Genomic DNA, 21,370 nt, shown 5'->3' on the forward strand with positions numbered 1-21,370 from the left:
CTCCGACTATAGCTTGAACTAAACATGCCCGCTGCGGGTCAGCGGTCGTCCAGGAGGGGCTGGGTGGGGTTCCAGGGGGTTCCGGTTTCGGCGTCGTGGCGGCGGCGGGCTATCGCGGACAGCGCCTCCAGCACCACCCGGTTGCCCAGGTACGCGGTGATGTCCGCGTGGTCGTACGGCGGGGCGACCTCGACCACGTCCAGCCCGACCACGGGCAACTCGTAGCAGACCCGGCGCACCGCGTCGAGCAGCTGCCGGGAGGTGAACCCGCCCGGCTCGGGTGTGCCGGTGCCGGGCGCCATGCCGGGGTCGACCACGTCCACGTCGACGGAGAGGAAGACGCCCTCGCACTCGTCGGTCGCGATGCCGAACGCCTCGGTCAGGCAGGTGTCCAGCCCGCGCGCCACGATCTCGGTCATCTCGTACGAGCGCATCCGCTGCTCCGCCATCCAGGCCAGCGTGTCCGGGCCGGGCCAGTAGCCGCGCAGCCCGATCTGGAGGAAGCGGTCGCCGCGTACCGCGCCGGACTCGATCAGCCAGCGCATCGGCTGGCCGTGGCCGTGCAGCGAGCCGAACTCGACGTCCCCGGTGTCGGCGTGCGCGTCGAAGTGCACCAGTGACACCCGGCCGAGCCCGTGGTGCCGGGCCACGCCTGTCGCGTCGGGCAGCGCGATGGAGTGGTCGCCGCCGAGCACCACTGGGATCGCCCCGGCGGCGGCGACCGCGTGTACGGCGGTCTCCAGCGCGGCGAGCGAGCGCTCGATGTCGCCGCCGAACATCTCCACGTCCCCGGCGTCGTAGACGCACAGGTCCTTCAGCGCGTCCACGCGCAGCGCCAGGGACGGGCGGGAGCCGTCGTGCGGCAGGTAGCAGGCCTGCCGGATGGCGGACGGCCCGAAGCGGGTGCCGGGCCGGTGCGAGGTGCCGCCGTCGAACGGCGCCCCGATGACCACCACGTCGGCGTCGGCGTACGTGACCGGCTCCTCGACGGTGCACGGCGGCACGCCGAGGAACGTGATGTCGGGACCGTACATCGGGCCGTACCGGGTCATCGTTCCTCCATCCCCCACGGCGAACCGTAGCCGGTGAGCAGGTCCAGGAAGGGGGTCGGCGGGAACGCCTCCGGGCCGAGCACGCCCGCGCCGGTCCAGGCACCGGTGGCGAGCAGTTCCAGCGCGACGACCGGGTTCACGGCGGTCTGCCAGACCACCGCCTGGTGGCCGTACTCGGCCATCGACCACTCGTTGTCGACCACGTGGTACAGGTAGACGCGGCGCGGGCGGCCGTCCGGCCCGGTGCCGGTGACGTACGTGCCGGCACACGTCTTGCCGCTCATCCGGTCGCCGAGCGTGGCCGGGTCGGGCAGCGCGGCGGCCACCAGGTCGCGCGGCGACACCTCGACCCCGCGTACGCGCACCGGCTGGGTCGAGTCCAGCCCGAGCTTGTGCAGAGTGCGCAGCACCTCGATGAACTCGGCGCCGAGGCCGTACTTGAAGGTGACCCGCTTCGCCGGCACCCAGCGCGGGATGAGCAGCACCTCCTCGTGTTCGACGTTCACGCACTCGACCGGGCCGATGCCGGCCGGGAAGTCGAACACCTCCGGCTCGCTGAACGGTTCGGTGGTGAACCAGCCGCGCCCGGCCTCCCAGATCACCGGCGGGTTGAGGCACTCCTCGATGGTGGTCCAGATGGAGAACGACGGCGCGAACTCGTAGCCGGCGACTGTGAGGTTCGCGCCGTCGCGTACCCCGATCTCGTCGATCTCGGCGAAGAGTTCGTCGGCGGCGTAGCGGGCGAAGACGTCGGACAGGCCCGGTTCGACGCCGATGCCGCAGAGCGCCAGCCGCCCGGCGGCGGCCCACTGCTCGGCGACGGCGAACTGCTCGTCGCCGAGCTTGACCCCGGTCTCGGCGTAGGGGCGCTCGGGGTGCGGCCGGGACAGCGACATCGCCATGTCCAGGTAGTCGGCCCCGGCGGCGAACGCGCCGTCGAAGATCGGCATGACGAAGCGCGGGTCGACCGCGTTGAACACATGCGTGATCCGGTGGTCCCGGCACAGCGCGGCCACCGCGTCGGCGGACGAGGCGTCCACAGTGGCGGCGACGAACCGGTCGCCGTGCCCGGCGACGGCCCGCGCCGCGCGCGCCGGGTCGTGGTCGGCGACCACCATGGTCTCGAAGAAGGAGCGGCGGGCGGCGATGGATACGGCGGCGGAGCCGACGCCACCGGCGCCGACGAGGAGGATACGCATCAGGAGTCGAACCCCAGTCCAAGACGGTCGAGAGTACGGAGCCAGAGGTTGCGCCGACCGTCGCGCGTGTCGGCGCGGGCGAGCGACCAGCGGGTGAGGTTGATGCCCACGGACCGGGCCGGTTCCGGCGGGAACGGCAGCGGCTTGCGGCGCACCAGGTCGAGCCGGGTCAGCGGGGTGTCAGTGCCGGAGAGCAGGTCGAGCGTCACGCGGGCGCCGAACCGGGTCGCGCCGACGCCGAGCCCGGTGAACCCGGCGGCGTACGCCAGGCGCCCTTCGTACGCGGTGCCGAAGAACGCGCAGAACCGCGTGCAGGTGTCGATGACGCCACCCCAGCGGTGACTGAAGCGCACGTCGGCGAGCTGCGGGAACGTGGTGAAGAAGTGCGACGCCAGCGTGGTGAAGGTGGCCTCGCGCCGCTCCAGCGCGGGCGCCACCCGGTTGCCGTAGTGGTAGATCGCGTCGTAGCCGCCGAACAGGATCCGGTTGTCGGCGGTGAGCCGGTAGTAGTGGAACTGGTTGCCGGTGTCGGCGAGCCCCTGCCGGTGCCGCCAGCCGATCGCGTCGCGCTGCGCGGCGGTCAGCGGCTCGGTCATCAGCGCGTAGTCGTAGACCGGCACGATCCAGGAGCGCAGCCGGCGCAGCAGCGGCGGGAACGCGTTGGTGGCGAGCACGACCTGTCGCGCCCGCACCGCGCCGGGTGCCGCGTCCGCGCCGTCGGCAGTGGCGGCGCTCAGCCCGGCGCCGTCGCGGGCCAGGCCGGTGACGCGGGTGTGCTCGTGCACGCGTACGCCCAGGCCGAGCGCGGCCCGGCGCAGTCCCCAGGCGAGCTTCGCCGGGTCGAGCAGGGCCACCCGGTCGGCGTCCCACATCCCGCCCAGGTACGTCGGCGACGCCACCTCGGCGCGTACCTCGTCGCGGTCGAGCAGCCGCACGTCGTGGCCGTACCGGCGGGCCAGCTCGGCGTCGGCGGCGAGCCCGTCGAGCTGGTACGGCTCGACCGCCACCGCCAGCTCGCCGGTGCGTTCGAAGTCGCAGTCGATGTCGTACTTCGCCACTGTGGCGGCGATGGCGTCCAGGTTCTCCCGGCCCAGCCGTTCCAGCTCGCCGATCTCGCCGGGGAACCGCTCGACGCCGTTGGCGAGCCCGTGGGTCAGCGACGCCGCGCAGAACCCGCCGTTGCGCCCGGACGCCGCCCAGCCGCACGTGCCGGCGTCGACGAGCAGCACGTCGCGGTCCGGGTCGGCCTCCTTTGCGAGCAGCGCGGTCCACAGACCGGCGTAACCGCCGCCGACCACCAGCAGGTCGGCGGTGTGCACCCCGGTCAGCGGCGGCAGCGGGTCGGGGCGCTCCGGCCGGTCCAGCCAGTACGACACGGGCGCGGCGTCGGCCAGCGCCCGGCCGGTATGCGGGAGCGTCATGGCTTGCCCGCAGGTGTGGCGACCACCGCGAGGGCGGCCCGTCGCGCCCGCCGCCCGCGCAGTGAGGTGGCCCCGACCAGCAGCAACGCGATCACGAACATGGCCGTGCCGATCACGTTCACCTGCGGCGGGATGCCCCGCTGGGAGGCGCCCCAGACGTACATGGGGAACGTGACAGTGGTGCCGGCGTTGAAGTTCGTGATGATGAAGTCGTCGAAGCTGAGCGAGAACGCCAGCAGCGCGGCGGCCACGATGCCGGGTAGCACGAGCGGCAGCGTGATCCTTCGGAACGTCTGCCACTCGCTGGCGTACAGGTCCATCGCGGCCTCCTCCAGCCGCCGGTCCATGCCGGCGAGCCGGGCCTTCACGGTGACCACGACGAACGACACGCAGAACATGACGTGTGCGATGACGATGGTCCAGAAGCCCTGCGGCACCCCGGCGGCGACGAAGAGGGCGAGCAGCGAGGTGCCCATCACCAGTTCCGGGGTGGCCATCGGCAGGAAGATCAGCCCGTTGAGCCCGGACCGGCCGCGGAAGCTGTGCCGGACCAGCGCGAACGCCATCAGCGTGCCGAGGAGCGTGGAGACGACTGTGGCGATGAGCCCGATCTGCATGCTGCGCACCACCGCGTCGCACATGTCCGAGGTGGCGCAGGGCTGCTTCCAGTTGTCGAGCGTGAACTCGTTGAAGTCGTAGGAGAGCCGGCTGGAGGGCCGGTTGAAGGACAGGCCGGCGACCACCATGATCGGCAGCGTCAGGTAGCCGAGGACGAGCAGAGCCACGCCCATCACCCACCGGTCGGCGAGCCAGCGCCTCAGTCTGCTCACAGCACCTCCTCCGTGCCGGCCCTGCGCAGGTAGACGAAGACGATCGCCAGGATCGCGGCCATCAGCAGGAACGACAGCGCCGCGCCCTGCGGGTAGTCCAGCCGGACCAGGAACGCAGAGTCGATGACGTTGCCGATCATGTACTCGTTCGGTGTACCGAGCAGCTCGGCGTTGATGTAGTCGCCGGTGGCCGGGATGAAGAACAGCAGCGTGCCGGCGATCAGGCCGGGCATCGACAGCGGCAGCGTGACCTTGGCGAACGCGCGCAGCGGGCTCGCGTACAGGTCGCTCGCCGCCTCCAGCAGCCGGGGGTCGAGCCGCTCCAGGCTCGCGTACAGCGGCAGCACCAGGAACGGCAGGAAGTTGTACGTCAGGCCGAGCACCACGGCGATCGGGGTGGCCAGCAGCCGGCCGTCCGGGCCGAGCAGGTGCACGTCGCGCAGCAGCCCGACGAGCGCGCCGTTGTCCGACAGAATGGTCTTCCAGGCCAGCGTGCGCACCAGGAAGCTGGTGAACATCGGCGCGACCACGGCCACCAGCAGCAGGTTCTTCCACCGGCCGGCCTTCTGCGCGATCGCGTACGCCAGCGGGTAGCCCATCAGCAGCGCGAGCACCAGCGCGATCGCCGAGTAGAGGAACGACCGGGAGAACTGCGGCCAGTACGCCTGCAACGCGTCCGGGTAGTTGCTGAACGCCCAGGTCATCGCGTACCCGGTGGAGAGCGACCCGGCCGGGTCGTAGAGGCTGGCGGAGGCGAGCTGCACCAGCGGGAGCGCGAAGAAGACGAGCAGCCAGACCGCGCCGGGCAGCAGCAACAGGTACGGCAGGAGGCGGCTGCGCCCGCGCCGCACCGGCGGCGGCGCCGGTTTCCCGGCGGAGGTCGGTACGTGGGCCAGCGCGCTCATGCCGCCACTCCGCTTCGCTCCGCGCCGTCATGAGGCACCTTCGCGCTGAGCCGGCCGATTCGCTCGCTGCGCTCGCTCATGCCGCCACTCCGCTTCGCTCGCTGCGCTCGCTCATGGCAGCGCACCCACCGGGGGCTCGTCGAGCAGCGGCGTGGTCTGGTCGTCCTCACCGGCGGCCCGGGGCAGCAGGAACGCGTGCCGCGGGTCCCAGTGCGCGGTCACCGCCGTGCCGACGGCGAGCCGGCCGCCCAGCCCGCTGTTCGCGGCGAACACGGACAACTCGCTGCCCCACGCGGTGCGCACCAGGTACTGCGTGCTCACCCCGACGTAGGAGGTGTCGGTGACGACGCCGCCGACGTGCTGGTGCCCGGCCGGTACCCGGTCCGGGCCGTCGGCCAGGTGCAGCTTCTCCGGACGTACGCCGAGGAAGGCCGGACCGTCGGTGAGCCGGGCCCGGCCGGCGGGCACCGAGAAGCGCGAGCCGTGCGCCGTGACCAGCACGTCGTCGGCGGCGCGACCGCCGGCTTCGGCGGCGAGCAGGTTGGACTGGCCGAGGAAGTTCGCCACGAACGCGGTGGCCGGGTACTCGTAGATGTCGGCGGGCGCGCCGAGTTGCTCGATCCGGCCGGCGTTCATCACCGCGACCGTGTCGGCCATCGTCATGGCCTCCTCCTGGTCGTGGGTGACGTGCACGAACGTGATGCCGACCTCGGTCTGGATCCGCTTCAGCTCGATCTGCATCTGCCGGCGCAGCTTCAAGTCGAGCGCGCCGAGCGGCTCGTCGAGCAGCAGCACCTGCGGGTGGTTGATGAGCGCCCGGGCCAGTGCGACGCGCTGCTGCTGGCCGCCGGAGAGCTGGGCCGGGCGGCGCCGGCCGTACCCTTCGAGCTGGACCAGCGCGAGCATCCGCTCGACCTGGTCGCCCACCTTGCGGATGCCGCGGCGGCGCAGCCCGAACGCCACGTTCTCGTGGATGTCCAGGTGCGGGAAGAGGGCGTAGCTCTGGAAGACGGTGTTCACCGGCCGCTTGTACGGCCGCAGCCCGGCGATGTCCTGCTCGCCGAGCAGCACCTGCCCGCTGGTGGGCTGCTCCAGCCCGGCGATCATTCGCAGCGTGGTGGTCTTGCCGCAGCCGGACGCGCCGAGCAGGGCGAAGAACGAGCCCTGCGGGACGGTCAGGGTGAGGTCGTCGACGGCGGTGAAGACGCCGAACCGCTTGGTCAGGTCGACCAGTCGCAGATCGCCGGCCGGGGTCTGCTGCCCCTTCACGCGCCGATCACCTGCTGGAACTTGGTCTCGTACTCCTTCTCCTGCGCTTCGTCCAGCGCCATGAAGACCTTGGCCTTGGACAGCATCGCGTCGTCCGGGAAGATCAGCGGGTTGGTGGCCAGGTCCGGGTCGATCTTCTCCATCTCGGCCTGCGCGCGCTGCACCGGGCAGATGTAGTTGACGTACGCGGCCAGCTTCGCCGCCACCGCCGGGTCGTAGTAGTGGTTCATCAACGCCTCGGCGTTGGCCTTGTGCGTGGCCTTGTTCGGCACCAGCATGTTGTCCGACCAGAGCATCACGCCGGACTCGGGCACCACGAACTTGATCTTGTCGTCCTCGAAGCCGAGCTGGACGACGTCGCCGGACCAGCCGATGCATGCGGCGATGTCACCCTTGGCCAGGTCGGGCGCGTAGTCGTTGCCGGTGAACCGCCGGATCTGCTTGCTGTCCACGGCCTTCTTGAGCTTGTTCAGCGCGTCGTCGAACTGGGCCGGTGTGAACTTGGCCGGATCGTGGCCGAGCGACTGGAGCAGCAGGCCGATGGTGTCGCGCATCTCCGACAGCACAGTCACCTTGCCCTTGAGATCGGGGCGGGTGAGCAGCTCGTCGACGGTGCGGATCTCCTTGGTGACCTTCGCGTTGTACGCGAGCCCGGCCAGGCCGGACTGCCACGGGACCGCGAGCTGGGTCTCGGCGTCGAAGGAGCGCCCGCGCAGCGACGGCAGCAGGTTCGCCTCGACGTTGGGCATCTTCGACTTGTCGAGCTTCTGCACCCAGCCGAGCCGGATCATCCGGGCGGCCATCCAGTCGGTGAGCACCATGATGTCCCGGCCGGTGCTCTGACACCCGGCGAGCTGGTTGCGCACCTTGCCGAAGAACTCGTTGTTGTCGTTGACGTCCTCTGTGTACGTCACCTGGATGCCGGAGGCGGCGACGAACGCGTCGAGCGTGGGGCGCTTGGACTCGTCCTTCTCGTCGGTGTCCATGTACTGCGGCCAGTTCGAGAAGGCGACCTTCTTCTCGGTGGCGGACAGATCCTCGCTCTTGCAGCCGGCTTCGGTCTGCTGGGCGCCCTTGGTCCCGCAGCCGGCCAGGGTGCCCGCGGTGGCGAGCAGCGCGGCCGAGCCGACGGTCCCGGTGAGCAGACCACGCCGGGTGAGGGTCCGGAGGGGACTACGCATGTGACGACTCCTTGGGGGGGCATCGTCGGCGGCGGGACGGGGGCGGCGCGCCGGCGGGAGGGTCAGTGGCGATGGACGACTGATCCTGACATGAGAAAACCTCTCTCACAAGGGATTCCGTTGCCGGAATAGCCAGTCGCCACGAAATACGCCAGACTGCGCGGGGCACTACGCTCAACACGGAGAATCGGACACGAGGAGCGTCGATGGTCAACCGGCACCAGGAGAACTCCAACGGCGCCCGCCGGGTCACCGTGCGTGAAGGAGCCAACCACGCTCTGCTCGACGACGTGGCCAAGCAGATCATCGAGCAGCTCCAGGAGGACGGGCGCCGCCCGTACGCGAGCATCGGCAAGGCCGTCGGCCTCTCCGAGGCGGCGGTACGCCAGCGGGTGCAGCGGCTGCTCGACGCCGGCGTCATGCAGATCGTCGCGGTCACCGATCCGCTCCAGCTCGGCTTCCCCCGCCAGGCCATGATCGGGCTGCGCACCGACGGCGACCTGGAACCGGTCGCCGACCGGCTGGCCGAGTTCGAGGAGATCGACTACGTGGTGATCACCGCTGGCTCGTTCGACCTGCTGGCCGAGGTGGTCTGCCGCAACGACGCGCACCTGCTGGAGATCCTCCAGAAACTGCGCGGCGTCCCCGGGGTGCTCTCCACCGAGGCGTTCGTCTACCTGAAGCTGCGCAAGCAGACCTACAGCTGGGGCACCGCCTGATGCGGATTCCGTTGGCCGCGAAGTGATACGTCGCTGAATCCGTCGCGTTAAGGCTTGTTCGCTTGCCTTATCGGCATCGCCTGTGGGATAACCGTGGGCAGAGCGGCCGGTGTCACCCCTGACCGGCCCGAGACCCGATGGGGCTGACATGGCCAACGCCACCGACCATCTCTGGATGCACTTCACCCGCATGGCGAGCTACCCCGCCGGCGAGGTTCCGACAATCGTGCGGGGCGAGGGCGCGTACGTCTGGGACGCGCAGGGCCGCCGCTACCTGGACGGGTTGGCCGGACTGTTCGTCGTCAACGCCGGCCACGGCCGCACGGAGCTGGCCGAGGCCGCCGCCAAGCAGGCCGGCGAGCTGGCGTACTTCCCGCTCTGGTCGTACGCCCACCCCAAGGCGGTCGAGCTGGCCGAGAAGATCGCCACGCTCACGCCCGGCGACCTGAACCGGGTCTTCTTCACCACCGGCGGCTCCGAGGCCGTGGAGGCGGCGTGGAAGCTGGCCCGGGCCTACTTCAAGCGCACCGGCAAGCCCACCAAGCACAAGGTGGTCAGCCGATACATCGCCTATCACGGCACCTCGATGGGCGCGCTGTCGATCACCGGCCTGCCCGGCATCAAGACCGACTTCGAGCCGCTGGTCCCGGGCGGCATCAAGGTGCCGAACACCAACTTCTACCGGGCCCCCGAGCACGGCGACGACGCCGAGGCGTTCGGCCGCTGGGCCGCCGAGGAGATCGGCCGGGCGATCGAGCGGGAGGGGCCGGAGACGGTAGCCGCCGTCTTCCTGGAGCCGGTGCAGAACTCCGGCGGCTGCTTCCCGCCGCCGCCCGGCTACTTCGAGCGGGTGCGCGAGATCTGCGACGCGTACGACGTGCTGCTCGTCAGCGACGAGGTGATCTGCTCCTGGGGCCGGCTCGGCGAGTACTTCGGCGCCGTCCGCTACGGCTACCAGCCGGACATCATCACCACCGCCAAGGGCATCACCTCCGGCTACGCCCCGCTCGGCGCGATGATCGCCAGCGAGCGGCTGATGGAGCCGTTCCTCACCGAGACCGGCATGTTCGCGCACGGCGTGACGTTCGGCGGCCACCCGGTCTCCTGCGCGGTCGCGCTGGCCAACCTGGAGGTGTTCGCCCGGGAGGACCTGATCGGGCACGTCCGGGCCAACGAGGGCGCGTTCCGGTCCACCCTGGAGAAGCTGCACGACCTGCCGATCGTCGGCGACGTGCGCGGCGACGGCTACTTCTACGGCATCGAACTGGTCAAGGACAAGACCACCCGGGAGACGTTCGACGAGGCCGAGTCCGAGCGGCTGCTGCGCGGCTTCCTGTCCACCGCGCTGTTCGACGCCGGGCTCTACTGCCGGGCCGACGACCGGGGTGACCCGGTGGTGCAGCTCGCCCCGCCGCTGATCGCCGACCAGCAGCACTTCGACGAGATCGAGCAGATCCTGCGCGCGGTGCTGACCGAGGCGTGGTCGCGGCTCTGACGCCGATGACCGACTACCGGCATCTGTCGTACTGGCTGTCCGGCCTGGACGAACCGCTGACACCGCGACCCGGGTTGCCCGGCGACACGGACGCCGACGTGGCGATCGTGGGCGCCGGGTACACCGGGCTGTGGACGGCGTACTACCTGGCCGAGGCCGACCCCACGTTGCGCGTCGTCGTACTGGAGCGGGAGATCGTCGGGTACGGCGCATCGGGGCGCAACGGCGGCTGGTGCTCTGCGCTGTTCCCCACCTCGCTGCCGGCGCTGGCCCGGCGGCACGGCCGGGACCGGGCACTGGTCATGCAGCGGGCCATGCACGACACGGTCGGCGAGGTGGGCCGGGTCGCCGCCGCCGAGGGCATCGACTGCGACTGGCGGGCCGGCGGAACCGTGACGCTCGCGCGCGGCGAGGCGCAGCTCCGCCGGGCCCGGGCCGAGGTCGCCCAGGCCCACGCGCACGGGCTGACCGACGACGACCTGACGCTGCTCGACGCCGGCGAGGCCGCCGCGCGGTGCGACGCCGAGGGGGTACGCGGCGGCACGTACACCCCGCACTGCGCCGCCGTGCACCCGGCGAAGCTGGTCCGGGGCCTGGCCCGGGCGGTGGAGCGCCGGGGTGTACGCATCCACGAGCGCACGGCGGTGACCGCGCTGCGGCCCGGCGCGGCGATGACAGCGGCGGGCGTGGTCCGGGCGCCGGTGGTGGTCCGCGCGACCGAGGGCTACACCCCGGGGTTGCCCGGCCAGCGGCGCACGGTGGCGCCGGTCTACTCGCTGATGGTGGCCACCCCGCCGCTGCCCGAGGAGACCTGGGCGCGGATCGGGCTGGCGCAGCGGGAGACGTTCTCCGACTACCGGCACGTCATCGTGTACGGCCAGCGCACCGCCGACGGCCGGCTCGCGTTCGGCGGGCGGGGCGCGCCCTACCACTACGCCTCCCGGGTGCGGCCGGGCTTCGACCGGGAGCCCCGGGTGTTCGCGGCGCTGCGCCGCGCGCTCGGTGAGCTGTTCCCGGTGCTCGGACCGGACGTGCCGGTGACGCACGCCTGGGGCGGGCCGCTCGGCGTGGCCCGGGACTGGTCCGCGTCGGTGGGGCTGGACCGCCGCACCGGGCTGGCCTGGGCCGGCGGCTACGTCGGCGACGGCGTCGGCACGAGCAACCTCGCCGGGCGTACGCTGGCCGACCTGATCCGGGGCGTGGACAGCGACCTGACGGCGCTGCCCTGGGTGGGCCACCGCTCCCCCCGCTGGGAACCGGAGCCACTGCGCTGGCTGGCTGTGAACGCCGGCCTGCGGGTGATGTCGTCAGCCGACCGAACCGAGCACCGCACCGCTCGCCCGTCCCGCCGAGCTGATCTCTTCAACCGCTTTCTGGGCCACTGACCGCGCCCACCCGACCTTCCGCCCCGTTGATCATGAAGTTGGCGGCAGTAAGAGCCGTCAACTTCATGATCGACCGACGGAAGGGCCGCGGGCCTGCGGTGGGGGTCAGTGGTGGGGTGGGATCACCCGGAGGTGGCCCCGGCGACCCTGCTGGGGGGTCTGGGGCTTGGCGCTGGGCTCGTCCTCCGGAGGGCGGGGCGGGGCCGGGCGGGCGGCCTCGCGTACCGCCTCGGCCAGCGCCACCAGGTCGTCGGTGGTGGGCGGCGGCGGCTCGAACTCGCCCTCGTGCCGCACCACGTCCCAGCCGCGCGGGGCGGTCAGGTTGCGGGCATGCGGCTCACACAGGTCGTACGTGTGCGGTTCGGCGAACGCCGCGAGCGGGCCCACCACCGCCGTCGACTCGTTGTAGACATAGGTCAATGTGGCGACCGCTTGCCGGGGGCAGCCGTTACGGGAGCAGCGCCGTGGTGACCTCACGGCGGCAGGGTATCCCCATTACCGGGTCCGGCGCACCGCTTCGCGTTACGACACGCCCGTCATGGTGATCACAATTCCTCCGATCGGCGCAGCGGCACGCCGGACGGCCGCGCGACGGCGGGTGGGCCACCGCCCCGGGCTACCCTGTCCGTCATGACGAGCCCGCAGAACCGCCGCCCCGGCTCCGGCCGGCGCACCCACCGTGACCGGCACGGTCGCGGGCTGCGCGGGCGGCTGGTGCCGGCCACGGTGCCGCTGGCCCGGACGAAGGCCGAGGTCTTCGACGATCTGGTGCTCGACACCGTGGAGACGCTCGAACGCCGGTTCGCCAAGGAGCTGGCCGGGGTGGAGTTCGCGGTCGAGGACGTCCCGCCGGATCTGAACGTCTACGACTCGGACGTGCTGGAGGACGGCGAGGTGCCGCTCGCCCGGCTGCTGCCGGGGCGGCCCGGCCGCCAGGAGGTGCCGCCGCGGATCGTGCTCTACCGGCGACCGCTGGAGTTCCGCGCGATGGACCGCGAGGACCTCGCCGACCTGGTGCACGACGTGATCATCGAGCAGGTGGCGAACCTGCTCGGGGTCGACCCGGACGAGCTGGCCTGACCGGATAGAGCGCCGCCACCCGGCCGGACCCCTCCGGCCGGACGGCGACCCGGGTCCGGGCGGCCCCCACCGCCCGTGGACCCGTACGTGGATCAGGCGGCGACCCGCCGCTTGAGCTTGCGCCGCTCCCGCTCGGAGAGGCCACCCCAGATTCCGAACCGCTCGTCGTGGCCGAGCGCGTACTCCAGGCATTCCGTCTTCACTTCGCACCGCGAGCAGATGCGCTTCGCCTCGCGGGTCGAGCCGCCCTTCTCGGGAAAGAACGCCTCCGGGTCGGTCTGCGAGCAGAGCGCTCGCTCCTGCCACTCCGGCGCGTTCCCGAGCAGGTCGGCCACCTCGAGCTGGCCGTCCATCGATTGCCTCCTTGTCGCGCACCGGCGTCATTCGCCGCTGCAACCCCCCACGCGAAAGGCGTGCCTGTCCGTACGGTCACCATTTGTTGCGTTCCGTGCGAACAACCCCATTCAAATTACACGCGTGTAATGCGTGCGCCGTCAAGCCAAACTTGATAATGGAGTCGCCCTCCCGACACGTCCGGGACGACCGCCGCGGTCGCCCGTAGCCTCGCAACCTGCCCTATCGATTCAGACCCCGGACGAGTAACGCCCTCCCCGGCGAGTTGCCGGAAGTTTTCTGCCGTGGCGCATCGCCGACAGGCCGGCCGGACGCCCCCGCCGACCGCTCGTACCAAGATCAGAATTGGTGGGGCAAAGGGTAACCCGCTTCCCGCGGTACCGCCCGTCGAGCCACCCAACGCCGACCGCGCCCCGTCCAGCATGTGGACGGGGCGCGGGTTCCGGCGCGACTGACGGCTCAGTCCAAGCGGGCTGGTGAGCTGGTGGGCCAGACGAATTCGGCGACCGACCCACCGGTGACCGAGATCGCGCCGGCAGACGTACTCTCGTCCCACCAGACGGTATACACGCCGGCCTCCAGATCCGGGTAGACGGCACTGTGGAACACGCCGTCCCGGACGTGCCGCTCGCGTACGGCGGAGTGGGTCCGCGGGCCGTCGAGGTCCACGCGGCTGATCTCGATCTCCCGGCCGTGCAGGTCCCGCCCGGTGTGGATGATCAGTGCCCCCCGGTCGCCGCCTAGGTCGAGCACGACGCTGCCGACCTCCGACGGACCGAGATCGTGATGGTGTGACATCGGCCGCCTCCCGTCAGGACTTCTTCGCCTGCGGGTTGCCGAACCCGTCGTACGGCGTGCCGAGGAACGGGAAGTCGGCAAGGAACGGTGCCGTGACGTCGGCCGCGCTCAGTCCGGGCGTCACCGCCGCGGCGGCGGCGTCCGGCCGGAACGTCTTGTCGACCAGCGGCACGGTCAGCCCGGCGATGGCGCGCAGCGCGATCGTCACCACGTCGTCGGCGACGCGGCGTCCGTTGGGGAAGCCGGCCAGGTCGCCGCCGAGCACGCCGAACCGGTCCGGCTTGCGGCTGGGCGGGATCGCCGTGTTCAGGCGCAGCATGTCCGCCTGGACGTCGCCGGTGGTGTTGGCGAAGCCGTCGATCAGTCCGGCCGGGACGCCGGTGAGCAGGATCGCCACCAGGTCGGCGCGCGGCTTCTTCGACTTGTTGAGCGCGTCCAGATTGGGGAACACGCCCGGGTAGAGCGCCGGCAGCAGCGAGGCCAGCTCGGGCCGCTCGACGAACCCGGCGAACCGCTTGTCGTCCGACGGCGGCAGCGTGTTCCAGACGTCCTTCCTGGACATGGGCACGACGACCTCGTTGAACAACGGGTTACCGAGCCGCGACACCTGGGTGAAGGGCCCGGCGGCGGTGTCCGCGGCGACCCGGTCGCCGAGCACCCGCACCTGCTGGCGGGACGCGCTGGTCCAGACCCCGATCGTGGAGGCGCGGTCGGCGTAGCCGTAGCGGGCCGCCTTGCGGCGTACCTGCGCCAGCGGCACCTGCACGGCGAGGCTGTGCACGTTGAGCCGGTCGAGCGCGTTCACCGGCTCCCCCTCGGTCCGGAACAGCTTCTTGCCGGCGACGTGCAGCTGCTGGAACGGCCGCAGCGTACCCAGGTCGAACACCGCGCCCAGGTCGACGAAGAAGCCGTCCGCCCGCTGCCCCGCGAACACCTTCTCGCCGGTGGACAGCTTGAACGTCGCCTGCCGGACCAGGTTCTGGTAGTTCGGCGTGGACAGCGGCCCGACGTTGCACGGCGGGCAGGGCAGTTTGTGCGCCAGCACCCGGGCGCGGCCGTCGGCGATCCGGGTCAGCCGGTAGAACTGCCGCCGGTTCCAGTTCTTGCTCTCCAGCGACTCGATCGGCCCGGTGTTGTAGAGAAAACTGTTCTCGTTCGTGATCTCGGTAGTGAATTCGAAACGATAGGTGACGTCCGGATAACCGTCCCCGTCGTTGTCGATGTGAATCTCGTACCGGACGTCGTCACCGAACTCGAAGAAGTTCGGGCCGCCGGAGGGCAGCTGCACCGGCACGTAGTTGGCGATCAACGTGACCGTGTCCGGCTGGGTCGGCGTGACGAACGCGTACAGGTCGGAACTGTCGGCGACCGGATCCTTGGCGATCTCCGGGGCCTCGCGGTGAGAGGACATGGCGGACGCACCTTCGTCGGGGGAACGGAAAGCGGAACCGGCGCCGGGATCACGCGCCGGCGGAGGGTGGGATCAGCGCCGGCCGGCGGCGCGCACCAGGCGGTCGGCCAGGCCGCGGTCGCGTACCTCGACGCGGGTGGTGCCGACGAAGACGTCCATGACGCCGGTCGCGGCGTCGCGGAGGTGGACCACTATCGGCTCGTCGCGCCGGCTCGCCGTGGGGGCGTTCTGCGCGGCGGACAGACCCGGCACGGTGAGGGCGGCGGCGCCCAGTGTGGCGCTCGCCGCGGCGGTGAGCGTCTGCCGGCGGGTCAACCGCGGCCAGGTCCGCCGTTTCGGCGCGTCGGTGGTCTCGTCAGTGCTCATCGGCAGCCTTTCCGGACCGGCGCCGCAGCGCCGCAGCGGGCCGGGCGCCCGGACACCGCCGGGCCCCGGTTCGGGTCACCGGCGGCGGTCCTCGCCGAAACCGCCGCCGGCACCCACAGGTACGGCGGGCGACGGGGAAAGGTTCGACCTCAGGCGCGGGCGTGACCGTACGCGGTCGTCCGCTTGCGGAACGGCCGCCCCGCGGCGGTGGCGATGGCCCGCAACTGCTCCTCGGTACGGGCCGAGCCGTTGCCCGAGCCGGCCATCCGGGAGATCGTCTCCTCCATCAACGTGCCGCCCAGGTCGTTGCAGCCGCCGCGCAGCATCTCGACGGTGCCGGCGTCGCCGAGCTTCACCCAGGAGCACTGGATGTTGTCGATCCGGCCGTGCAGCAGCAGCCGGGCCATCGCGTGCACCGCCCGGTTCTCCCGCCAGGTCGGCCCCGGACGGGCGATGCCGGCCAGGTAGATCGGCGCGTTGGTGTGCACGAACGGCAGCGCCACGAACTCGGTGAACCCGCCGGTACGGTCCTGCACGCCAGCCAGCACCCGGAAGTGGGCGAGCCACTGGCCCGGGTGGTCCACGTGGCCGTACATCATCGTGGAGCTGGAGCGGATGCCCAGCTCGTGGGCGGTGCTCACCACGTCGACCCAGGCGGCGGCCGGCAGTTTGCCCTTCGTGAGCACCCAGCGCACGTCGTCGTCGAGGATCTCGGCGGCGGTGCCCGGGATGGTGTCCAGCCCGGCCTCGCGGAGCTGGAGCAGCCACTCCCGCACCGGCACGCCGGCCTTCGCCGCGGCGGTGACGATCTCCATCGGGGAGAACGCGTGCACGTGCATGCCCGGCACCCGCGCCTTGATCGCGCGGACGATGTCGGCGTACCCGGTCACCGGCATCTTCGGGTCGATGCCGCCCTGGAGGCACACCTCGGTCGCGCCGGCCGTCCACGCCTCCTCGGCCCGGTCGGCGACCTGCTCCAGGGAGAGCCGGAACGCGTCGGCGTCGCTCTCCCGCTGCGCGAAGGCGCAGAACCGGCAGCCCACGTAGCAGACGTTCGTGAAATTGATGTTGCGGTTGACCACGTATGTCACGTCGTCGCCGACCGCGTCGCGGCGCGCGTCGTCCGCGAGCCGGCACAGCTCGTCGAGCGCCGGGCCGTCCGCGCCGAACAGCGCCAGCGCCTTCGCCTCGTGCGTCGGCGTCAGCAGCGCGGCCGGGTCGTCAGCGGCCAGCCGCAGGCCCGCGCGCAGGTCGGCGTCCGCGCCACCACCCAGGGGTACGCCCGCGCGCGCCTCCGGCGCCACCTTGCCGGCCACCTCGGCCCAGTCGCCGTAGACGCTGTCGAAGTCGCCCCGCCGGTCGTCGGTACGGCCGGTGACGTCGATGGTGACGTGCAGGTCGGTGCGGCCGCCGTACACCTCCTCCGGCTCCTGCCAGGGCCGTCCCACCGGGCGGGCCGCCTCGACCGCGAGCCCGGTGGCCGGGTCGGCGAGCGCGGTGACGTGCGGCAGCAGGCGCGGGTCCAGCCACGGATCGCCCGCCCGGACGTACTCCGGGTAGACGGTCAGCCGCTCGCGCAGCGTGAACCCGGCACTCGCGGTACGCGCCACCAGCTCGTCCAGGTGCGGCCAGGGCCGCTCGGGGTTGACGTGGTCGGGCGTGACCGGGGAGACGCCGCCCCAGTCGTCGATGCCGGCGCGCAGCAGCAGGTCGTACTCGCCCGCGATCAGGTTCGGCGGGGCCTGGATGCGGGCCTTCGGGCCGAGCAGCACCCGGGCCACCGCCACTGTGGCGGCCAGGTCGTGCAGCTCCGCGTCGGGCATGCCGCGCATCGCGGTGTCCGGCTTGGCGCGGAAGTTCTGCACGATCACCTCCTGGAGGTGGCCGTACTCCCGCATCGCCCGGCGGATCGCGAAGATCGCGTCGACCCGCTCGGCCCGGTTCTCGCCGATGCCGATCAGGATGCCGGTGGTGAACGGCACCCCGACCCGGCCGGCGTCGTCGAGCACCCGCAGGCGTACCGCCGGTTCCTTGTCCGGCGAGCCGTAGTGCGGGCCGCCGGGCTCGGACCAGAGCCGGGTCGCGGTGGTCTCCAGCATCATGCCCATGCTCGGCGCGACCGGCTTGAGCCGCTGCAACTCCGACCAGGTGAGCACGCCCGGGTTGAGGTGCGGCAGCAGGCCGGTCTCCTCCAGCACCGCCACCGCGCAGGCGCGCAGGTAGTCCAGCGTCGAGTCGTACCCCCGCTCGTCCAGCCACCGGCGGGCCGCCGGCCACCGCTCCTCGGGCCGGTCGCCGAGCGTGAACAGCGCCTCCTTGCAGCCCTGCGCGGCGCCCTCACGGGCGATCGCCAGCACCTCGTCGCGTTCCAGGTAGGCGGCGGGCAGCCGGTGCGGCACCGTGGCGAACGTGCAGTAGTGGCAGCGGTCCCGGCAGAGCCGGGTCAGCGGGATGAAGACCTTCTTCGAGTACGTCACCACGCCCGGCCGCCCGGCGTCGCGCAGCCCGGCGTCGCGGATGTCGGAGGCGATCCGGAGCAGGTCGTCGAGCATCGGCCCGCGAGCGGCGAGCAGCGCGCCCGCCTCGCCGGCGTCGAGCGCCCGGCCGGTGGCGGCCCGCCCCAGCGCCCGCCGGATGCTCGCCTCGGTCGGTTCGGGGTCGCTGCGATCAACCATCCGCCCAGCCTAAGCTCTGCCGGAGCGCCGGATGCCCGCCCCCGCCGCGGTCCGGGCAACGGGACGGCCCGGGTGAGCCGCCGCACAGTGGCCAGGCGACTGTGGCGGGCCGAGGTGGCGGCGGGCGACGGCTCTCCGTCGCCCGCCGCGCGGGGCTCAGCGAGGCCGGTTCGGGTCCTCGCGGTCGAACCGCTGCGTGCGCTCGTCGTCGGCGGGCGACGGCGCGCCCGGCTCGGCGGACTGGCGCGGGATCGCCTGCGTCGGGTCGGCCGACGGCGGCTGGCCGAACGGCGGCGCGGGCTGCGGCGAGCCGTACTGCGGCGCCTGCTGCGGCCCGGCGAACGGGACGCCGGACTGCGGGTCGGCGGACGGCGGGCCGGACTGCGGAGCGTGCGGCGGTGCCGTGTTGAACGGCGGCGCCGACTGCGGCTGGCCGTACGGGCCGGGCTGCTGCGGCCAGCCGGGCTGGGGCGAGCCGGCCTGCGGGTAGCCCTGGCCGGGCTGCTGCGGGTAGCCGCCCGGACCGGGGTAGCCGCCGGGCTGACCCGGCTGCTGCGGCCATCCGGGCTGGGGCTGGCCGTACACGCCCGGCTGCGCCTTGGGCTTCGGCACGTAGTAGAGCGTGCGCCAGATCTTGAACACCACGAACGCGGCGACCCCGAAGATCGCCAGCCACGCCACGCGGGTCAGCAGACCGAGGAACGCGTCCAGCACCTCACCGTCGGCGAGCCGGCCGACCAGCCAGATCAGGAACGTCAGCGCGCCGAACGCGAGGGACACGGCGTACTCGACGAGCGCCACCTGCGTGATCAGCTTGGCCTTCGGCACGACCGGGAGGATCACTGTGGCGATCAGGACGGCGAGCACCGGCAGGACCGTCGACTCCAGGCCGATGAAGGCGAAATACGTGCTCCCGGCCCGGCTGGTGAACGTGCTGTAGTCGTCGACCTGCACCAGCAGGCGCAACAGGCCGACGAAGAGCAGCACGGCGTTGGCGCCGAGAAGGACGAGCGCGGCCAGTTCGCGCAACGGCTTGATCAACTGGCTGGCCTGCGTGGCGTCGCCGGACGCGGGCTCGGCGGGGCTGGTCACGGACTCCCCCAGGGGACGAAAGCGGACAGTTGCCGAAGTGAGCGTAGTCTCTCCGGCCACCGGACGATCGACGGCGGCGCGTGCGGAAGGATGGACGCCATGCGCATCGTGGTACTGACCGGCGGCATCGGGGGCGCCCGTTTCCTGCTCGGCGTGCGGGCGTACGCCCGCGATGTGGGCGCCGAGGTGACCGCCGTGGTCAACGTCGGCGACGATCTGCTGCTGCACGGGCTGAAGGTCTGTCCCGACCTGGACAGCGTGCTCTACACGCTCGGCGGCGGCGCCGACCCGGAGCGCGGCTGGGGCCGGGCGGGCGAGACGTGGACGGTGAAGAACGAGCTGGCCGCGTACGGCGCGGAGCCGAGCTGGTTCGGACTGGGCGACAAGGACGTCGCCACCCACCTGGTGCGCACCCAGATGATCAACGCAGGCTACCCGCTGTCCCAGGTCACCGAGGCGCTGGCGGCCCGCTGGCAGCCGGGTGTACGGCTGCTGCCCGCCACCGACGACCGCCTGGAGACCCATGCCGTCGTCACCGACGAGCAGGGCCGCCGGGCGATCCACTTCCAGGAGTGGTGGGTGCGGTACCGGGCCGACGTACCGACCGACCGGTTCGTCTTCGTCGGCGCCGACGCGGCGAAGCCCGCACCCGGCGTGGTCGAGGCGATCGCCGCCGCGGACGTCGTGCTGATCGCGCCCAGCAACCCGGTGGTGAGCATCGCCCCGGTGCTGGCGGTGCCCGGGCTGCGCGACGCGGTGACCGGCGGACCGGCCCCGGTGATCGGGGTGTCGCCGATCATCGGCGGCGCGCCGGTACGCGGCATGGCCGACCGCTGCCTCGCGGTGCTCGGCGTGGAGTGCAGCGCGGCCGGCGTGGGCGGCCTCTACGGCGCCCGGACGGCGGGCGGGCTGCTCGACGGCTGGCTGGTCGCGCCGGAGGACGAGGGCGCCGTGGTGCCGGACGTGACGGTCCGCGCGGCGCCGCTGCGAATGACCGACGAGGCGGCGACCGCCGCGATGGTGCGCGCCGCACTGGAGTTGATGTGAGGCTGGAGATCCTGCCGGTGCCCGGCATCGGCGACGTGACCGAGGGCGACGACCTGGCGGCGCTGATCACCGGTGCGGCACCCTGGCTGCGCGACCACGACGTGCTCGTGGTCACCAGCAAGATCGTGTCGAAGGCGGAGGGCCGGCTGGTCGACGTGCCGGCCGACGGCCCGGAACGGCTCGCCGAGCGGGACCGCATCCTGGCCGGGGAGACCGCCCGGGTGGTCGCCACCCGGGGCGCGACCCGGATCGTGCAGACCCACCACGGGTTCGTGATGGCCTCCGCGGGCATCGACGCCTCGAACGTGGACAAGACCCGGCTGGTGCTGCTGCCGGTCGACCCGGACGCGTCCGCCCGGGCCCTGCGCGCCGAGTTGCGCGAGCGGTACGGCCTCGACGTGGCCGTGATCGTCAGCGACACCATGGGCCGCCCGTGGCGCAACGGGCTCACCGACGTGGCGCTCGGGGTCGCGGGCATGCCGGCGATCCGCGACCACCGGGGCGAGGTCGACCCGTACGGCAACGAGCTGTTCGTCACCCAGATGGCGGTGGTCGACGAACTCGCCGCCGCCGGTGAGCTGATCAAGGGCAAGTGCGACCAGGTGCCGGTCGCGGTGATCCGGGGTTACCTCGCCGCGACCCGGGACGACGACGAGGGCGCCCGCACGCTCGTCCGCGACGCCTCGATGGACCTGTTCTCGCTCGGTACCGCCGAGGCGCACACCGCCGGTCTGCGCGCGGCGGCGACGCTGGCGGACCGGGTCGGCCCCGAGCCCGCCGACCCGGCCGCGGTGCGGCGGGCGATCGACGCGGTCGCCGAGGTGGTCGCCCCGGGCACTGTGTTCACCCACGTCACCGACGACGAGGTACGCGCCGGACTCGCCGCCACGGTGCCCGGCTGGCCCGCCTCCGCCACCGGCCTGCTGCTCGGTGCGGCGCCCACTCCGCTCGACCCGGCGGACCTGGTCCGGTTCGGCGCGGACGTACAACGCCTGCGTGCCGCGCTGGCCGCGGAGGGGATCGACTCGTCGTTGCTTCCGCCCCCGTCCGGCAGCGCCGCGAGCGCCACGCTGGCGCTCTGACCCGGCGGG

The 21,370-nt window shown here is 72.3% G+C and carries 20 protein-coding genes; 6 read left to right on the forward strand and 14 right to left on the reverse strand.

Going from position 1 to position 21,370, the window contains the following annotated elements; translation table 11 throughout:
* Positions 1 to 38: 38 nt before the first annotated feature.
* The 7 genes from speB to Q3W68_RS03500 form a co-directional block, all read right to left on the reverse strand.
* On the reverse strand, positions 39 to 1,052 hold the full coding sequence (gene speB / locus Q3W68_RS03470; RefSeq protein ID WP_302904059.1) for an agmatinase: 1,014 nt from the start codon (positions 1,050 to 1,052) through the stop codon (positions 39 to 41).
* Positions 1,049 to 2,251, reverse strand: a complete 1,203-nt coding sequence (locus tag Q3W68_RS03475) for a saccharopine dehydrogenase family protein (RefSeq protein WP_302904060.1) — start codon at positions 2,249 to 2,251, stop codon at positions 1,049 to 1,051. Before Q3W68_RS03475 ends, speB begins: the two co-directional genes overlap by 4 nt.
* Complete coding sequence (locus Q3W68_RS03480; RefSeq protein ID WP_302904061.1) at positions 2,251 to 3,672, reverse strand: FAD-binding oxidoreductase; 1,422 nt, start codon at positions 3,670 to 3,672, stop codon at positions 2,251 to 2,253. Before Q3W68_RS03480 ends, Q3W68_RS03475 begins: the two co-directional genes overlap by 1 nt.
* Positions 3,669 to 4,502 carry an ABC transporter permease gene (locus tag Q3W68_RS03485; protein ID WP_302904062.1) on the reverse strand — a complete coding sequence of 278 codons (834 nt, stop codon included), beginning with the start codon at positions 4,500 to 4,502 and terminating at the stop codon, positions 3,669 to 3,671. The genes Q3W68_RS03480 and Q3W68_RS03485 overlap by 4 nt, the downstream gene beginning before the upstream one ends.
* Entirely contained in the window at positions 4,499 to 5,407 is a 909-nt protein-coding gene (locus tag Q3W68_RS03490; protein WP_302904063.1) for an ABC transporter permease, read from the reverse strand. Before Q3W68_RS03490 ends, Q3W68_RS03485 begins: the two co-directional genes overlap by 4 nt.
* A 111-nt stretch (positions 5,408 to 5,518) precedes the next feature.
* Positions 5,519 to 6,676 (reverse strand): ABC transporter ATP-binding protein, encoded by a 1,158-nt coding sequence (locus Q3W68_RS03495; protein ID WP_302904064.1) that lies wholly within the window; start codon positions 6,674 to 6,676, stop codon positions 5,519 to 5,521.
* Positions 6,673 to 7,857 (reverse strand): spermidine/putrescine ABC transporter substrate-binding protein, encoded by a 1,185-nt coding sequence (locus Q3W68_RS03500; protein WP_302904065.1) that lies wholly within the window; start codon positions 7,855 to 7,857, stop codon positions 6,673 to 6,675. Before Q3W68_RS03500 ends, Q3W68_RS03495 begins: the two co-directional genes overlap by 4 nt.
* A 206-nt stretch (positions 7,858 to 8,063) precedes the next feature.
* On the opposite strand from Q3W68_RS03500, the gene Q3W68_RS03505 reads away from it, so the two are divergent.
* The 3 genes from Q3W68_RS03505 to Q3W68_RS03515 all read left to right on the forward strand — a co-directional run bounded on the left by Q3W68_RS03505 (position 8,064) and on the right by Q3W68_RS03515 (position 11,456).
* Positions 8,064 to 8,576 (forward strand): Lrp/AsnC family transcriptional regulator, encoded by a 513-nt coding sequence (locus Q3W68_RS03505; RefSeq protein ID WP_013284166.1) that lies wholly within the window; start codon positions 8,064 to 8,066, stop codon positions 8,574 to 8,576.
* 148 nt (positions 8,577 to 8,724) lie between these two features.
* The gene (locus Q3W68_RS03510) at positions 8,725 to 10,071 is read left to right on the forward strand and encodes an aspartate aminotransferase family protein (RefSeq protein ID WP_128137035.1); all 1,347 of its coding nucleotides are present in this window, start codon (positions 8,725 to 8,727) and stop codon (positions 10,069 to 10,071) included.
* A 5-nt stretch (positions 10,072 to 10,076) separates the two neighbouring features.
* On the forward strand, positions 10,077 to 11,456 hold the full coding sequence (locus Q3W68_RS03515) for an FAD-binding oxidoreductase (protein ID WP_302904944.1): 1,380 nt from the start codon (positions 10,077 to 10,079) through the stop codon (positions 11,454 to 11,456).
* Between the two features lie 105 nt (positions 11,457 to 11,561).
* Here the strand turns inward: Q3W68_RS03515 and Q3W68_RS03520 are convergent, their stop codons facing one another.
* On the reverse strand, positions 11,562 to 11,933 hold the full coding sequence (locus Q3W68_RS03520) for a DUF3499 domain-containing protein (RefSeq protein WP_302904066.1): 372 nt from the start codon (positions 11,931 to 11,933) through the stop codon (positions 11,562 to 11,564).
* A 153-nt stretch (positions 11,934 to 12,086) separates the two neighbouring features.
* Here Q3W68_RS03520 and Q3W68_RS03525 point away from each other — a divergent pair, with 153 nt between their 5' ends.
* On the forward strand, positions 12,087 to 12,536 hold the full coding sequence (locus Q3W68_RS03525; protein WP_018787548.1) for a metallopeptidase family protein: 450 nt from the start codon (positions 12,087 to 12,089) through the stop codon (positions 12,534 to 12,536).
* 92 nt (positions 12,537 to 12,628) lie between these two features.
* On the opposite strand, the gene Q3W68_RS03530 is transcribed toward Q3W68_RS03525, so the two are convergent.
* The 6 genes from Q3W68_RS03530 to Q3W68_RS03555 all read right to left on the reverse strand — a co-directional run bounded on the left by Q3W68_RS03530 (position 12,629) and on the right by Q3W68_RS03555 (position 19,232).
* Positions 12,629 to 12,889 carry a WhiB family transcriptional regulator gene (locus Q3W68_RS03530; protein ID WP_013284161.1) on the reverse strand — a complete coding sequence of 87 codons (261 nt, stop codon included), beginning with the start codon at positions 12,887 to 12,889 and terminating at the stop codon, positions 12,629 to 12,631.
* A gap of 460 nt (positions 12,890 to 13,349) precedes the next feature.
* Positions 13,350 to 13,688, reverse strand: coding sequence for a phospholipase (locus Q3W68_RS03535; protein WP_121683624.1), 339 nt, complete (start codon positions 13,686 to 13,688; stop codon positions 13,350 to 13,352).
* Between the two features lie 13 nt (positions 13,689 to 13,701).
* Positions 13,702 to 15,099, reverse strand: a complete 1,398-nt coding sequence (locus tag Q3W68_RS03540; RefSeq protein ID WP_302904067.1) for a DUF4331 domain-containing protein — start codon at positions 15,097 to 15,099, stop codon at positions 13,702 to 13,704.
* Between the two features lie 72 nt (positions 15,100 to 15,171).
* Positions 15,172 to 15,465: a hypothetical protein gene (locus tag Q3W68_RS03545; RefSeq protein ID WP_071096699.1), complete on the reverse strand. Its 294-nt coding sequence runs from the start codon at positions 15,463 to 15,465 to the stop codon at positions 15,172 to 15,174.
* A 149-nt stretch (positions 15,466 to 15,614) separates the two neighbouring features.
* The gene (locus tag Q3W68_RS03550; RefSeq protein ID WP_302904068.1) at positions 15,615 to 18,140 is read right to left on the reverse strand and encodes a bifunctional FO biosynthesis protein CofGH; all 2,526 of its coding nucleotides are present in this window, start codon (positions 18,138 to 18,140) and stop codon (positions 15,615 to 15,617) included.
* Between the two features lie 156 nt (positions 18,141 to 18,296).
* The gene (locus tag Q3W68_RS03555; protein ID WP_302904069.1) at positions 18,297 to 19,232 is read right to left on the reverse strand and encodes a hypothetical protein; all 936 of its coding nucleotides are present in this window, start codon (positions 19,230 to 19,232) and stop codon (positions 18,297 to 18,299) included.
* A 99-nt stretch (positions 19,233 to 19,331) separates the two neighbouring features.
* Here Q3W68_RS03555 and cofD point away from each other — a divergent pair, with 99 nt between their 5' ends.
* Positions 19,332 to 20,279 (forward strand): 2-phospho-L-lactate transferase, encoded by a 948-nt coding sequence (gene cofD, locus Q3W68_RS03560; RefSeq protein WP_302904070.1) that lies wholly within the window; start codon positions 19,332 to 19,334, stop codon positions 20,277 to 20,279.
* Positions 20,276 to 21,361, forward strand: a complete 1,086-nt coding sequence (locus tag Q3W68_RS03565) for a coenzyme F420-0:L-glutamate ligase (protein WP_302904071.1) — start codon at positions 20,276 to 20,278, stop codon at positions 21,359 to 21,361. Before cofD ends, Q3W68_RS03565 begins: the two co-directional genes overlap by 4 nt.
* Positions 21,362 to 21,370: the final 9 nt, after the last annotated feature.

The sequence above is a fragment of the Micromonospora sp. C28ISP2-4 genome, assembly GCF_030519385.1.
GTDB lineage: Bacteria > Actinomycetota > Actinomycetes > Mycobacteriales > Micromonosporaceae > Micromonospora > Micromonospora tulbaghiae.